This window comes from Haliea salexigens DSM 19537 (genome assembly GCF_000423125.1).
In the GTDB taxonomy this organism is placed as follows: domain Bacteria; phylum Pseudomonadota; class Gammaproteobacteria; order Pseudomonadales; family Halieaceae; genus Haliea; species Haliea salexigens.
Map to the genome: position 1 here is coordinate 195,095 of NZ_AUHJ01000002.1, position 14,177 is coordinate 209,271.

The 14,177-nt window shown below is 58.1% G+C and carries 13 protein-coding genes; 9 read left to right on the forward strand and 4 right to left on the reverse strand.

The window, feature by feature from the left end:
- Nucleotides 1-96: 96 nt before the first annotated feature.
- From fliK to G533_RS0103670, 3 genes are read left to right on the forward strand one after another with little or no spacing between them, the layout of a single operon-like run.
- Nucleotides 97-1,215 carry a flagellar hook-length control protein FliK gene (gene fliK, locus G533_RS0103660; protein ID WP_027948794.1) on the forward strand — a complete coding sequence of 373 codons (1,119 nt, stop codon included), beginning with the start codon at nt 97-99 and terminating at the stop codon, nt 1,213-1,215.
- Nucleotides 1,212-1,496 (forward strand): EscU/YscU/HrcU family type III secretion system export apparatus switch protein, encoded by a 285-nt coding sequence (locus G533_RS0103665; RefSeq protein ID WP_027948795.1) that lies wholly within the window; start codon nt 1,212-1,214, stop codon nt 1,494-1,496. The genes fliK and G533_RS0103665 overlap by 4 nt, the downstream gene beginning before the upstream one ends.
- Nucleotides 1,497-1,521: 25 nt before the next feature.
- Entirely contained in the window at nt 1,522-3,036 is a 1,515-nt protein-coding gene (locus tag G533_RS0103670; RefSeq protein ID WP_027948796.1) for a GGDEF domain-containing protein, read from the forward strand.
- 46 nt (nt 3,037-3,082) lie between these two features.
- Here G533_RS0103670 and G533_RS0103675 read toward each other — a convergent pair whose 3' ends face one another.
- Entirely contained in the window at nt 3,083-3,517 is a 435-nt protein-coding gene (locus tag G533_RS0103675; RefSeq protein WP_027948797.1) for a nitroreductase family deazaflavin-dependent oxidoreductase, read from the reverse strand.
- A 101-nt stretch (nt 3,518-3,618) separates the two neighbouring features.
- Between G533_RS0103675 and G533_RS0103680 the strand changes: the two genes are divergently transcribed.
- Complete coding sequence (locus tag G533_RS0103680) at nt 3,619-4,347, forward strand: NYN domain-containing protein (RefSeq protein ID WP_027948798.1); 729 nt, start codon at nt 3,619-3,621, stop codon at nt 4,345-4,347.
- 67 nt (nt 4,348-4,414) lie between these two features.
- Entirely contained in the window at nt 4,415-4,690 is a 276-nt protein-coding gene (locus tag G533_RS0103685; RefSeq protein ID WP_027948799.1) for a hypothetical protein, read from the forward strand.
- Nucleotides 4,691-4,709: 19 nt separating this feature from the next.
- Here G533_RS0103685 and G533_RS0103690 read toward each other — a convergent pair whose 3' ends face one another.
- The 3 genes from G533_RS0103690 to G533_RS0103700 form a co-directional block, all read right to left on the reverse strand.
- The gene (locus G533_RS0103690) at nt 4,710-5,261 is read right to left on the reverse strand and encodes a nuclear transport factor 2 family protein (protein WP_027948800.1); all 552 of its coding nucleotides are present in this window, start codon (nt 5,259-5,261) and stop codon (nt 4,710-4,712) included.
- 91 nt (nt 5,262-5,352) lie between these two features.
- Nucleotides 5,353-6,591, reverse strand: coding sequence for an aromatic ring-hydroxylating oxygenase subunit alpha (locus G533_RS0103695; protein WP_027948801.1), 1,239 nt, complete (start codon nt 6,589-6,591; stop codon nt 5,353-5,355).
- 209 nt (nt 6,592-6,800) lie between these two features.
- Nucleotides 6,801-7,862 carry an Ldh family oxidoreductase gene (locus G533_RS0103700; protein WP_027948802.1) on the reverse strand — a complete coding sequence of 354 codons (1,062 nt, stop codon included), beginning with the start codon at nt 7,860-7,862 and terminating at the stop codon, nt 6,801-6,803.
- Between the two features lie 284 nt (nt 7,863-8,146).
- Between G533_RS0103700 and G533_RS0103705 the strand changes: the two genes are divergently transcribed.
- From G533_RS0103705 to G533_RS0103720, 4 genes are all read left to right on the forward strand, one after another.
- Nucleotides 8,147-8,539 carry a nuclear transport factor 2 family protein gene (locus G533_RS0103705; protein WP_027948803.1) on the forward strand — a complete coding sequence of 131 codons (393 nt, stop codon included), beginning with the start codon at nt 8,147-8,149 and terminating at the stop codon, nt 8,537-8,539.
- A 69-nt stretch (nt 8,540-8,608) separates the two neighbouring features.
- Nucleotides 8,609-9,964 (forward strand): spinster family MFS transporter, encoded by a 1,356-nt coding sequence (locus G533_RS0103710; RefSeq protein WP_240472360.1) that lies wholly within the window; start codon nt 8,609-8,611, stop codon nt 9,962-9,964.
- Between the two features lie 243 nt (nt 9,965-10,207).
- Nucleotides 10,208-11,770 (forward strand): class I adenylate-forming enzyme family protein, encoded by a 1,563-nt coding sequence (locus G533_RS0103715; RefSeq protein WP_027948805.1) that lies wholly within the window; start codon nt 10,208-10,210, stop codon nt 11,768-11,770.
- Nucleotides 11,771-11,921: 151 nt separating this feature from the next.
- On the forward strand, nt 11,922-14,108 hold the full coding sequence (locus G533_RS0103720) for a TonB-dependent receptor (RefSeq protein ID WP_027948806.1): 2,187 nt from the start codon (nt 11,922-11,924) through the stop codon (nt 14,106-14,108).
- Nucleotides 14,109-14,177: the final 69 nt, after the last annotated feature.

Sequence of the window (14,177 nt, forward strand, 5' to 3'; positions counted from 1 at the left end):
TATACAGACAACCTTCGTGGTGCGTCAGCACCCTGCGATGCGGCCTGACCGGCTTTCATGCTACATTCGAGCTATTCTGTACGGTAAGGCGTTGTCGTGGAAGAAATCCAGCTGGCCCTGACCGCCGCCCGCACCGACCAGAAGAACTTTGGCCTGTGGCTGAAGAACTGGCAGGTGGGGCAAACCCTCTCGGCGCTGGTTTCGGGACAGCGTCCCACGGGAGAGTTGGTGCTGCGGGTCGGTGGGCTGCAAATTACCGCAACGGCGGATATTCCGGTGCAGCAGGGCGCGCGTTTGTTGCTGGAAGTGCGCCAGCTGCAGCCGCAGGCCGTGTTGCGCATTATCGGCAACCCCGCCAGTGCTGCGGCGGCGGAGCCCGGCGGGAATGTGCGTCTGCTGGGTGCGGCCGCGCCGGGCGTGGAGACGGTCAATGCACTCGCACGCGTGGTCAGCCTGCTGCAGCCCGCCGAAGGCGCGGTGCGCACTCTGCCGGCAGAGAGCCTGCCACTGGTGCGGCAGGTGTTGCGGGGGGTGAGCAGTGCAACTCAGTTGGCAAGCCCGGCCGGCGTGCGCGCTGCCGTCGCCGCCTCGGGCACGTTCAGTGAGGCGCAGCTGATGCACACGGCGAGCAGGCCGCCAGGCGCTGCACCGCCTCCCGCCGACATGAAAACCAGCCTTGCCCGGGTGCTGGCGCAGGTTGATGCACGCCTTGAACAGGTCAATGCCATCCCCACGCGCGCCACCGATGCCGCCGCGCTGCTCGGGCTGCGCCAGGAGCTTGAAACAGCACTCACCGCCATCACCACGAATCAACTGGCATCGTTGCCAGCCGACACGGGCAGCGTACGCAGCTGGGTGTTTAGCCTGCCTTTCCTGTGGCAGGATGAACCCAGGCAACTGCAATTGCGGCTTGAGCGCGAAGCGCAGCAAGGCGAAGAGGCGGATGGGCAGGAGCGCTGGCGGCTGCAGCTGAATATCGAATTACCGCGGCTTGGTGCACTGGCGGTGGAGGCGCGGCTGGCGCAGGGGCAGTTGGCGGTGGAAGTGATCAGTGAGCAGCCAGCGGTGCGCACTCTGGTGCAGGCGAGTGGTGGACTGCTCGAGAAAGCGCTGGCGAACCGGGGGCTGACGCTCACCGGGTTGGTCAGCCGCGCACCGAGCACGGTATCCGATGTGCCCGATGCGCCGTCCTCTGCTCTGGACGTGCGCGCATGAGTGATACACGCGACAACCTGCCGCCGGCGCGCGCCGCCGCCTTGCGCTACACCGGCATCGGTGCGCCCACCGTTGTAGCGAGCGGTGAGGGCGTTCTCGCAGAGCGTATTCGCGCCCTGGCCAGCGAGCGCGATATTCCCCTGTACGAGAATCAGAAGCTGGTCGAGCTGCTCTGCCAGATACCGGTAGGTGACGAAATACCAGAAAGTCTTTATATTGCAGTCGCTGAGATTCTCGCTTTTGTTTATTATCTGGACATCGCGCTCGACGAAAGCGTGTAACGAGAAACGCCGAACGGAAACAAGTATGCAGCGCACAGAAGCTCTTACACGTCTTACACTTCGCCTGGCCCGCATGGCGGAGGGCAACAGCGACACGATTGACGAAGCTCTGGCGCGCATCAGACGCCTGATTCACGACAACGCCGATGGACGCGAACTGGCTGCTGCGTCCGACCAGCTGGCCAAGGTGGTGATGGCGGTCACCGGTGATTCCCCCGACAACGGCAGCACATTGCCGGCCACACACGACCTCTCCGGTCTGTCCTCCATCATCAAGGCCATGCCGCTGCGCACAGAAGATCACCAGCGGATGACCGATCTGGTGCGCAAGATTTCCGGCGAAACTTCACAGGGCGCGCGCCAGCAGGCATTGGGTGAACTGCTCGCATCAGCCACCGAAGCGCTGAAAGAAGTGGCGGCGCGGCAATCACGTTCCGAGGGCGGCGTGCGCGGCCTGTTCAAGCGTCGCGCCAGCGACAGCGCCGACTACGACCATTTCCTCGAGTTGTTCACCAATCTTGTACATAGGTTGGTGGACCATATCGACGTCATCAACGGCTCCCAGGTGCGTAGCAAGGCCCTGCGCGACGCGCTGCCGGATATCACCGTGGTAGACCAGGCACAGGCGCTGATGCGCGAAGTCACCCGCGAAATGGACAGTATCGACAGTCGCATTCGCCAGGAGCGCCTGCAAACCAGCGACTTCCTCGACACCCTGCGCGAGCGCCTCGGCGGCTTTGAAGAACTGGTGGTGGATGTCACCCGGGGCGGTGAGCGCTCTGTGGAACGGTCCGAATCACTGCAAACACAGGTTGCGGCCGACGTGGATGTGCTGGGCACAGCCAGCCGCAGTGGCGACCTGGAAACCATGCGCAAGGCGTTCGAGGAGACCCTGCAGAATATTTCGCAGCACATGGCGGAGCACGTGGACGCGGAGCGCCAGCAACACCGGGAGGCGCAGGAAAAAGTCGATGCGCTGTCCGAACAGTTGACACGGCTGGAAACCGAGGCCGAAGTGCTGCGCACGGAGATCCGTAACAAAACCGACCTGGCGATAAAGGACCAACTCACGGGCGTATACAATCGCAACGGCTTTGACGAGCGCGCGGCCGAATTGTTCGCGCGCTGGGAGCGCAACGCGGCGAAGCTTTCCATCGTGTTCGTCGACTGCAACAAGTTCAAGCACATCAACGATACCTACGGCCACGCCGCGGGTGACCTCGTGTTGGTCAAGGTCGCGGACATATTGCAGTCCCGTGCTCGTGTGACCGATGTGGTGTGCCGGTTTGGCGGTGACGAGTTCGTGATTCTGCTGCCGGACACGGGTATCGATGGCGCCGAGACCTACGCTGTCAGCGCGTTCAATGAGGTGCTGGATGCCGGCTTCAATGACAACGGCAAACCACTGGATGTGTCGATTTCACTGGGTATCACTGCTATCAAGGAAGGGGATACGCTGGAAATCGCACTGGCGCGCGCCGATGAAGCCATGTACGAGGCCAAGGGCAAAGAGGGCGTGCGGGTCGCCAAGAAGCCCTGAGCCGCACTAGAACCGCTTTGCCGATCGGTTGAAGTGTCTGCGGAACCTATCGGGGTTCCGCAATGAACACCGGAATCTTGCGCTCCGTCTTCGCCTGGTAGTCGTCGTAGGGCGGGTAGGCGGCAACGCTCGCTGCCCACAGCCGGGCGCGCTCGTCCTCGTCGGTCACCTCGCGCACGCGCATGTCGAACACCTCTGTTTTATCGCGTATCTGCACGTTGGGGTTGGCCCTGAGGTTCGCCACCCAGGCCGGGTTCTGCGGTTGACCGCCCATGGAACCGATCAGCACATAGTTGCCGTCCACCTCCACGCGCATCAGAGGAATCTTGCGAATGCCGCCGCTCTTGTGCCCGGTATGCGTGACCAGAATGCAGGGCATGCCGGTGTCGAGCAGCGTGGTGCCTTCGGTGCCACCGCTGCCTTCGTAAAGCTCAACGTGTTCGCGCACCCAGTCGAGTTTCGGCGGGATATACTCTTGCATGTGCAGGACTCCTGAAAGAGACTCTTTATTGAGCCACCACAATACAGGTAATCGCTCGGGCGGTAAAAGCGTCGCTTGGGCCGCGGACAAAGGAATCAGGTGTGCAGGAAACGAAAAGAATTGCCTTGTTGATCGACTGTGACAACGTCAGTCACACCGCGATCGAGGGTGTGCTGCAGGAGCTGGCAAAACACGGCACGGTCAACGTGCGTCACGCCCACGGTAACTGGAACAGCCCCTCTCTGTCCGGCTGGGCGGAAAAGCTTCACCCTCATGCCATTCGCCCCATGCAGCAGTTTGCCTATACCAAGGGCAAGAATGCGACTGATTCGGCGATGATTATCGATGCCATGGACCTGCTCTACAGTGGCAATGTGAATGCCTTCGCGCTCATGACCAGCGACAGTGACTTCACCCCACTGGTGCTGCGCATTCTCGAGAATGGCTTTCCGGTGTATGGTTTTGGCGAAAGGAAAACGCCGCTGCCTTTTGTCGACTCCTGCTCGCCCTTCATCTACATCGAGAACCTGCTGGCCGCCGGTGACGACAAGACGGAAAGCGACAAGGTGCCAGCGAGGAAGGGCAGGGCGCAGTTGCGCCAGGACACAGCGCTGGTGAAGCTGCTCAGAACGGCGGTAGAGCAAGCGTCGGATGATGACGGCTGGGCCAATATGGGGATGGTGGCGAGCTATATTTCCAACAACAACAGTTCGTTTTCCTCAATCAACTATGGCTACAAGAAGATCAGCGACCTGATTCGCACCACGGAGTTGTTCCAGATAGAGATGAGAAACGGGACGGCGATGTATGTGCGCGACCCGAAGGGGTGAGTCGTCGCATGAGCTATACACAGCTTGAAGCGACGTGTTGGATGCTGATTACCGGGTAGGTTCAGGGATGGATGCAAAGATCATTGTGGCGCTGGTAGTGATCATCGCGGTGGCCGCCCATGTGGTTCTCTACCGTTGGGTAAAATTCAAGATTCAGGAGGGCGTGATTCTGCAGTTTCTGCGCGACGCGCGGGAGGAGGGCGCGCCGGATCATCATCATGTCGATGCCATTGCCGCTCACACAGGACTGTCGGTGGCGCGTGTTAAGACGGTGTGTGAGAAGAGCAAGCAGGTTCTCCCCGATCCGGCGGTTGCGCATAGCTGGCGTGGCTTACCGCTATAGCTTCCCGGCTTGAGTTAACTCAACGGTAATAGCTTTTCCAAGAATCTAGTCCCTCCGGTATATCCGCAGCCGTGTGTGTGTCGTACGCGCGCATACGCAAGTCTTTGCCCTCGCCAAGCGCATCCAGGTATTCTTCGGTTGCGATGTAGTAGAAGAAAGCAAACACGCGCTCTGCAATTTTCCATGCACCCTCATGGCGGGCATAGTGATCGGTATAGCGGATCGCGGCGAGCATTGGCTTGCCTTTGCGGTTCATTTCCGCGTGCGACAACACCGTGCCCGTTGCTACGTCGGGATCATCGCCAAAACTGATTATCTTGTCGTGGGTAAAGTGGTTGCTTGGCCCTAGTACCTCAAAACGGCCGCGAAACATCGCCACCACCTCATCTCGACCGTGTGCGTCCATCACTCCATCGAGGGAGCGTACCCGCACATCCGGCGTGAACAACTGCGGCATGCCAGCAATGTCGCGGTCATCCATGACAAGCCCATAGCGTGCGACCAGCGCGTAAATTTCCTCGCGATCCTCCAGCCTTTGTATTCTTTGCAACATGGCGCTCAAGTCTGTCATGGTGAAATGTCCCTTGCCTCACGGTTTGTGTTACCTGCAGCGCGATGCGTTTGCAGGCTCGGTGCTGTATCGGTTCGACGAGGCGGTGAATTCACGCCAGGCGAGGTTCATTGGGGTGCCACCAGGCTTCATTCAAAACAGCTTGAACTTGCAGCTCTGGCGGAATGTGCTCGCGTCCGATGGCCGCATCGGCCGACTGATGTGCGTGGTAGATTCGCGCCTCCTGGTAGCTCAGCGGAATGCCGGTCGACTGGGTAGCGTCCAGGGTCTCCTGTATTGCCTCCGACATCTCGATGTCCTCACGCAGCACGAGGCTGGGTCGCGCACCCGCGTCTTCGGTCCACATATCCGGCCCGTTTTTCGCGGTTGAGCCCCAATCCGGTGCCATGGTCCAGGTTTCGACAATGCACTGGTCAGGCCCGTCTGGCCAGAACTGGATGGGGGGAATCACGAACTGATTCAGTGGCATGACGAGATTCGGGAACACGCTGTAGGACTGCGTGCAGGTTCTGGCGATCTCTCCTGCGCTGCTAATTTCCGGCCACCTGGATTGCCATGCAGGGTTTGCGTGTCCCGCCGGAATCGGTGCGACCATCCTGCTGTGCCCTCCCGGGTAGAAAGTATTCACGTTGCGCCGCGAATCGAGCACTGGCGCAACTGTGCGGCCGTGAATGCTGGGCACATGGTAGACCTCCAGATTGGCCTCCATGGCAATTTTCCAGTTGCATCGCACGGTGAAGCGGTCTCTTCGCGACAAGCGGCAGTTTTCCAGGTCAAATTCGGCCCATTCGTCCACGAGTGCACCGAGGCACTCCCGCAGACTTGGTGTGTGAAGGTCGAAGTTAACGAAAATCAGCTTGCCCAGGCGCTCACAGCGCAAGCGCCGCAAGCCGCTGGCGCTCATGTCGAGATCGCGAAAATCACGCGCGTCACGCACCGCCAGCAATTGTCCGTCATGGGCATAACTCCAGCCGTGATAGGGGCAGGTAAAACGCTTCTTTTTGCCCTTGTTCGCCATGGCGACCGGTGCACCCCGATGGCTGCAGCGGTTGAGCAAGGCATTCACGCTGCCATCTTCTGTATGTACCAGCACGACCGGCAGTCCCGCCATGTCCCAGCGGTGGAAGTCGCCGGGTTCAGGCATCTCGTCGAGATGCCCGGCCAATAGCCACGTCTTGCGGAACATGACTTGCCGCTCAAGCTCGTAGAACCCCGCATCGGTGTAGCGTGCGGAGGGTATTGGCGGCAGGGCGGGAAAGTTTGTCGGCGGGGTGTCCCGCGCTGCCTCGTAGTCCATCAACTGGTGCAGACGCTGAGTATCAATGGGCATTTACAGCCTCCTGTTTTGCGCTTGGTGCGTCACTGCTCTTGACAACGCGGTTCTCCGGCAGTGGATATTCTTGCCTGCCGCCGCTCGAACTCGTGGTGACACAGCAGGTAGGCGTGTTGCCGTGTGGCATGTCATTCTTGATCGCACTCCGGCGTTGCAGAACGGGTGGACGCAGATAGCCGGGAATCGGGAACCCCGTTCCCACAGGGTCACCAACTTTGCGTCACGGTGCGGCTGTTAACCGGAGCAGACAGGCCGTGAGAGTTTACCGAGAGCTCAGCGGCAAGCTGCAGCAGCGCCGCAACGGTATGCTCGGCAAGCTCAAGACGATCCTCCACGGTTGAGCTTCTGCCAGTCCCGGGCAACCGGTAGCCGCTTTTGTCTACGTACTCGGCAAACGCTTTTACGCGCCTGCCCCAGTCCTCCCGGGGTACAAAGCGGCGAATATCCAGTAGGAGAAACAATGCTCCGTTGCTGAACCAGGGTGCGTCGCGCTCTCCCGCCATGAGCCCCCCCGCGAGTGCTGAGAGCATCTCTGCAGCCACCATCAGACCAAAACCCTTGTGCCCTGCAGAGGCCCCGCCCAGTGGGCGCAATGCTGCGAGGCCGTCCAGAAACGACTGCGGATCATCCGTGCTGCTGCCGTTCTGGGCGATCACCCAGTCCGGATTTAAACGGCCACCCGCGTTGGCTACCTCGCGGATACGGGAGCCTGCCACCTGTGATGTCGCAAAGTCGACAATCACATGCTGGGCAAGGCTGCCGCAGGTCGGGATACCAAAAGCGATCGGGTTTGGTGCCAGCACGCGGTGGGCACCGTCTGCGCCGGCGACGTTGAGTGCGCCCCCGCCGGTGTTGGCGAAGGCAAGGAAAGCAGCATCCGCGTCGCAGGCGCGCTCGGCCCATTCTCCCAGTCGTCCCAGATGGGTGCCGTCAGCGATTCCCACAGCGGCAATGCCATGGTTCTGCATTAGCCCAACACCCAGATCTACGGCGAGCCTACCGGTTAATTGGCCAAAGGTGCCACCGCCGTCGACCCAGGCCATACTGTCGCTGATAGCGTTGGTTTGGGGCTCGGCGCCTACCTTGATAACGCCCGCTGCCGCCATCTGGCAGTACAGGGGCAGCAGGCCAACGCCGTGTGTGGGTACGCCGCGGACGTCGGCAAGGGTCAATGATTGCGCGACCCTCAGTGCCGTCTCACCCGGCGTATCGATGGCCTTCAGGATGTCCGTAGCGATCGCCATAATCTGTGTTTTGTTAACGTTCATGGCACTCCCGGATGCATTGCTAAACTTGCTTGACGCGAGCAAGAATGTAGTCCACCTTACCTCTCCTGGCAAGCCAAAACACATAATACGGCGGTAGCATGGTCGATATGACCCGTTGTCAGCGCAGTGCCTGTACGCTTGAGGCGCATTTTTGTGCTGTTCGGCATGCTGCTTGGTGCGCTGCACAGGTGGAATTTTTCTGCGGTGGGACGTTTACCCCAGAAGCGATGTGGGCTGAGGTTCACGCGTAATTGAATGGCGCCGCTGGCCAAGGAGTATTCTAGATGACCCCCGAAGAGCTCCATGCTCATCTGCAGCATGTGTATTTCGACAATGTCGACACAGCCAACCCCGCTGGCGCCGTGCTCGCTTTTACCCGTGATATGCACTGGCAGCACACCCAGGTCTGGCCACACGACGGCCACGATTCACGGCATACGGATCATCTGCACGGGCGCGCTGCATTGCTCGAGTTTATGCAGACCAGGGTGAAGGAAATGCAGGTCATCCGCATCAGACACCGGGTCGACGAAGTGATCGTGCAGGGCGATCGCGGTGCTTTCCGCGCCAGCGTGCTGGACCCCTCCGGCCGCAGCCTGGGTTTTTTGGGTTGGATTGAGCTATCAGATGGCTTGATACACCGCTATCTGGTGGTGCCTGAAGATTCCTCACGGTAAGGCCTGCGGTGGAATCTGCTGTGCTTTCTCAGAGTAACAACTTGTATAAAGAATCGACTGGTGACTTGCTTGAATAAAAAAGACCTGAACAACGCGGCTCTTGGTGAGGACGGCTACCCATCGGCCCGCAGAGCATGGGCCGTTACGCTGCTGCTGACGATTGCGTTTGTTTTTTCGTTTATTGATCGGCAGATTCTCAATCTGCTCGTCGGGCCTATTCAGGAGGATCTGAATCTCACGGACACGCAAGTCAGCCTGCTTCAGGGGTTTGCTTTCGTGTCCACCTACGTACTGCTCAGTGTGCCTATTGGGCGTCTGGTGGACACCCGGCGCCGGGTGTCGATTCTGGCTGGCGGTATTGCTTTCTGGAGTCTGGCGACTGCCGCATGTGGCGCAGCTAAAAGCTTTGGCGGCTTGTTTATCGCGCGAGCTGGAGTCGGTATGGGGGAGGCGACACTGACGCCCGCGAGCTGGTCTCTGTTGGCTGATTATTTTCCGCCCAAACGACGCATACTGCCCTTCAGTATCTTCCTCACCGGGCCTTATCTCGGTGCCGGTATCGCCATGATACTTGGTGGCCTTGTTATGGAGGCGCTGCTGGCCCACGACGATTTGCAGCTCCCCTTGCTGGGTTCGGTTGCGGCGTGGCAAGCCACCTTCATGGTCGTGGCCGCGCCGGGTTTGCTGCTCTCTGTGATTGTATTTTTTGTGCGCGAGCCGGCGCGGAAAGGCTTGGCGACCGCGACGCCAGTTGCGGCTCCACTTCGTGAAATTGTTTCCTGGGTGCGCGCAAACGGACGGATTTATACTGCCTTGATGCTGGGCATACCCTGCGTCACCCTCGTGCTCTATGGCCTGCAGGCTTGGATTCCGACCTATTTGTTGCGAGTGCAGGAGATGAGCCTGGTGGAAGCCGGCACGCAGTACGGTGTCATCGCCCTGGTCAGCGGTTCGCTGGGCGTGTTGTCAGGCCCGGTGGCGGGCAATTTTCTTTTGCGCCGTGGCTACTACGATTTCCAGCTGCGGGTCGCGATGATATCTCTGCTGCTGATCGCACCTTCCTTGATTGGTCTGGCGTTGGCACCAACGCAGGGCAGCGCCCTGATGTGTATTGCGGTGGTCAGCTTTCTTGTGCCTATGCCGTTGGCGTTAGTGGCTACGTGTATCCAGAGTGTTACTCCGAACCAAATGCGCGGCGTTCTGGTCGGGACTCACGTGGTCACGGTGAACGTGATTGGGTTGGCTTTGGGGCCGACCTTGGTTGCTTTTTGCACTGACTATATTTTTGCCGATCGGCAGGCGGTGGGGTATTCGCTGGCCCTGGTTGGCACCGCAGCCTGCGGGATAGGACTGGTGCTCATCGGGCGCGCACTGAAGCCCTTGAGCGTAATGCTGAAACGCCAGGAGCGCTCGGTCACCTCCTGAGCCGCGTCTTTGGACCTCGGTCACCGAGACTCCTTTTTTCCGACGCCTCTGGGTTGCCATGCCCTTTGCTATCGGGTACGCTCCATTAAATTGCTTGATGCAAACAAATATAATGAATAGGAGCTTTGCTGTGCAGCTTGAACAGCGGTGTTTGGCGTATGATGGCTCAGGCGGTTGCGTTGCTGCGGGTGGGTTATCACCTTTTTTGCGCAGAGCGTGGGCCGGAATCAGGGACGCCGGCGTATGACGCACGAATATTCCCCCACGCCACTGGTGAGGCAGGCAGGCTCCCTTAGTCTTTACGACATATTCAACGAAACGGCATCGCGCAGGCCCGACGCGCGCTCGTTGGTGGATCGCACGCAGGCCTACACCTACCGTCAGACCCATGATCGCGTGACAGCGATTGCGGCAGCTTTGCTCGACAGGGGTATCCGGCAGGGTGATCGAATCGCCGTTTTGGCGGAGAACTGTATAGGATATATCGAGCTCCACCTTGCAGCAGCCAGGTTGGGAGCCATTGTGGCCTGCCAGAACTGGAGGCTGACCCCGCAAGAAATCCGCCAGTGTCTAGAGCTGGTGTCGCCATCGTTGCTCGTGTACTCGTCGCGCTTTGTCGATACCGCCGATGCACTCCTGCAGGACATGCCCTTGGATTCAGTCTGTCTGCAGGTCGGCATTGATTCTTGGGTGAAGAAAAGCCGGGACGCCGTGGCCCCGCCAGAAATCGATGCTGAGTCCGGCCTACTCATTTTGTATACAAGCGGCACCACAGGGCCCGCCAAAGCAGCACTGATAAGCCAGCGCGCGCTGATTGCACGAATGAACCTGCTGCGCACCGATCTGGACGTAACGCGTGATGACGGGTTTATCGCCTGGTCCCCCATGTTTCACATGGGGGGGTCCGAGCACAGTCTGTCGACTTTGCTGATCGGTGGCACGGTGTTTGTGGCCGATGGCTTTGACGTTGACTACATTGCGCAGGTGATCGGCAAGGAAAAACTGGGTTGGCTGTTGCTGGTTCCTGCGACCATTGATCGGCTGATCGACGCGCTTGACTGCCAAGATGTTACGCCAGTCGGCGTAAAGCGTGTCGGCGCGATGGCGGATCTGATTCCCAAGAAACAGCTGGCGAGGATCAGCGCTCGCCTCAATTCGCCTTTTCTCAACACGTTTGGTGCGACAGAGACGGGTATTGCACCTGCTTCAGGGCACGCGATTCCGGCTGGCGTTGAACCTGAAAAGCTCTCAAAGCAGCTCAACTCGAACTGTGCGTTCCGACTGGTTGACGACGCAGGCAACGATGTACCGGCGGGTAACGTGGGAGAGGCGGCTGTGAAAGGACCAACTCTCTTTAGCGGCTACTGGGGTGACGAGAAGGCCAACGCCAAGGATTTTTTCGATGGCTGGTTTCGCATGGGAGATCTGTTTACGCAGAACGCCGATGGATCCTTGGATTTTTACGGCAGGGCAAAGTACCTCATAAAATCTGGCGGTGAGAACATTTATCCGGTCGAAATAGAAACGATTCTGCTCGCGGATCACAGGGTGCTGGAAGCTGTAGTCGTGTCCTCGCGTGATGAGAAATGGGGAGAGGTACCCGTCGCCGTTATCGCAACTGATCAAGCTCACGATTCAGGATTATTGGAAGATTTGCTGGCAGCTTGTCGCGCACAACTCGCCAGTTACAAATGCCCGAAAGAAATTCTCGTTATTCCTTTGGAGAAGCTTGGTCGTAATACAAGCGGAAAAGTCGTCAGAAACGAATTGGAGAGAATGCTAAAGGTAGAAGGCATGATCAACTAACCAGTTGGCATGCTACCCGATAAATTAATCGGCAGGTCCCAAGGAGGTGTTTTTGATACTACAAACGATGGCTCTTGAGCAATAGAGGTTTTCACCAAAACACGGCGTAATACGTTGTGACAGTATCTGAAATAAAATAAGGATTATCGCTATGAAATTTACTTCGAAGACTAAGTTGGCATTGGCTATTGCACCCATACTCGTTTCTACCTCGGTCTACGCTGCCGAGAGAAGCGGAGCGCTGGAGGAGGTGGTGGTTACGGCGCGAAAGAAAGAGGAATCGCTGCAGGACATCCCACTATCGGTTACCGCCGTCACTGGGCAGTCCATGCGTGAGACCATGGTCAGCAGCATGGAAGATGCTCAGCAGGGTATGGCCAACGTCAACTTTGCCGTCAGGCTGGGTTCGGCAGTACCAACCATACGTGGCGTAGGTTTTTCCATTTTGAATAATGGCACAACTGCGAACGTTGCGATGCATGTCAATGGCGTCTATATCGGTAGGCCAATGGCAGTCGCTTCCAGTTTTTTTGATGTATCAAGGCTTGAAGTTGTGCGCGGACCACAGGGCACGCTCTACGGACGTAATGCAACAGGTGGCGCCGTCAATATTATCACCAACTCACCTACTGAGGAGTTGTCGGGATACATCGACGCTAGCCTTGGCAACTATGATTCCGCAACTGTAGAGGCAGCTATCAGCGGCCCTGTGGTGAAAGACAAGGTACTGGCACGAATTGCACTGCGTACAGACCGTCATGACGGCTGGGGCACCAACCTGTTTACCGGGAACGATGTGGATGCTCAGGATCTCCAGGCGTTTCGCTCCACTGTCCGATTTTTAGTATCCGATGAATGGACTGTGGACTGGGTAGCCGAAAAGTACCACCAAAACGATAGTATGTACGGCATGAAATTTAATGGCAGTACCAACCCGGACGCCGAATTGGCAGGTGTTTTGCTCGGTGGAGAGGCCTTTCCAGTGGGCAGCCGTGACGTCAACACAGAACGGGATATTTTGAACAAACGTGACATTTTTGCTACCGATGTCACGGCGACTTGGGTTGGTGAAGAGCTGACTTTCAAGTCCATCAGTGCCTACCGGGACACCAAGGTTAACGTTGAGTCTGATATTGATGCGACCAACGTTGTAGTGTTTTCAGGACCGAACCGCGAGGAAGACGCAGAGCAATATAGCCAAGAGTTTCAGCTCTCCTATGACAGCGACAAACTGAGCTGGCTTGCCGGTGCATTTTACTTCAACGAATCCAACGATATAGCTACAGTCGCTAGAGATGGGTATTTCTTGCCGAACAGTTCGGCGCCGTTCTATCCGCCAGCCGACGGCGTAGGCTCAACCCTGTTCTTTGTGAACGGAGCTAACGTGGAAACAACATCCTATGCTGTTTTCGGCGAAGCAACCTACAACTTCTCAGACGCTTGGTCAGCCACCGCTGGCGTTCGATACACCTATGAGGAGGTCGAAATCACTGACGAGTATTCTCCCCTGCGCACAGCATTGCGAGACTGTAATGCACTCGAGTGCGACCTGGACTTCGACAACGTCTCGCCACGGCTTATCCTGCAATACCGACCAACGGACGACTGGATGCTGTATGCAAGCGTCTCTGACGGGTTCAAGAGTGGCGGTTTCTCGGTGGGTGCAAAGAGCCCCTCGTTTGATGAGGAGACGATCAGGAGTATCGAGCTGGGTGCCAAGGCCACACTCATGAACGAACGCCTGCAATTGGCTGTGACGGGGTTTGATTACGACTACGACGACTTGCAGGTAACCAAGGTGCTTGACGCCAGTGCACTCACTGAAAATGCGGCAACCGCGTCGATTCAGGGCCTCGAACTTGAGGCGAAGCTGCTCATGACGGAAAGGTTCCAGGTTGACGTTGCGGTTGGTGTGCTCGACGCGGAGTTTGACGAATTCGAGTCGCAAAACCCGAGTTTCCCCGGCACCCCACCTCAGAATCTCGCGGGGAACCAGCTTCCGCAGGCGCCTGATTTGAGCGTTACCGTGGCCGCAGAATACAGCTGGGACGTGGGGTTGGGTGATCTAACGCTGCGCGGCGAAATGGTCCATTCCGACGACTATTACCTGACCAGTTTCAATGAAAATCCCGACTATCAGGAGTCCTATGAGATGTATAACGTGTTCCTGAACTACAATCATCCCAGCGGGGTGCGGGTCGGCGCGTTTATGCGCAACGCCAGTGATGAACTGGTGAAGTCATCCGGTTATACAACGATTGTCGCTTTGGGGACGCCGTCATTCACAAGCTACCTGCCGCCGAAAACCTACGGTGTTAGCATCGGCTACACGTTCTAGTATTGAGTAGGTAATTGCCGCTGAAATCACCCGCAATGCAGGTGATTTCAGCGCCGGTTGTTTGGTGAA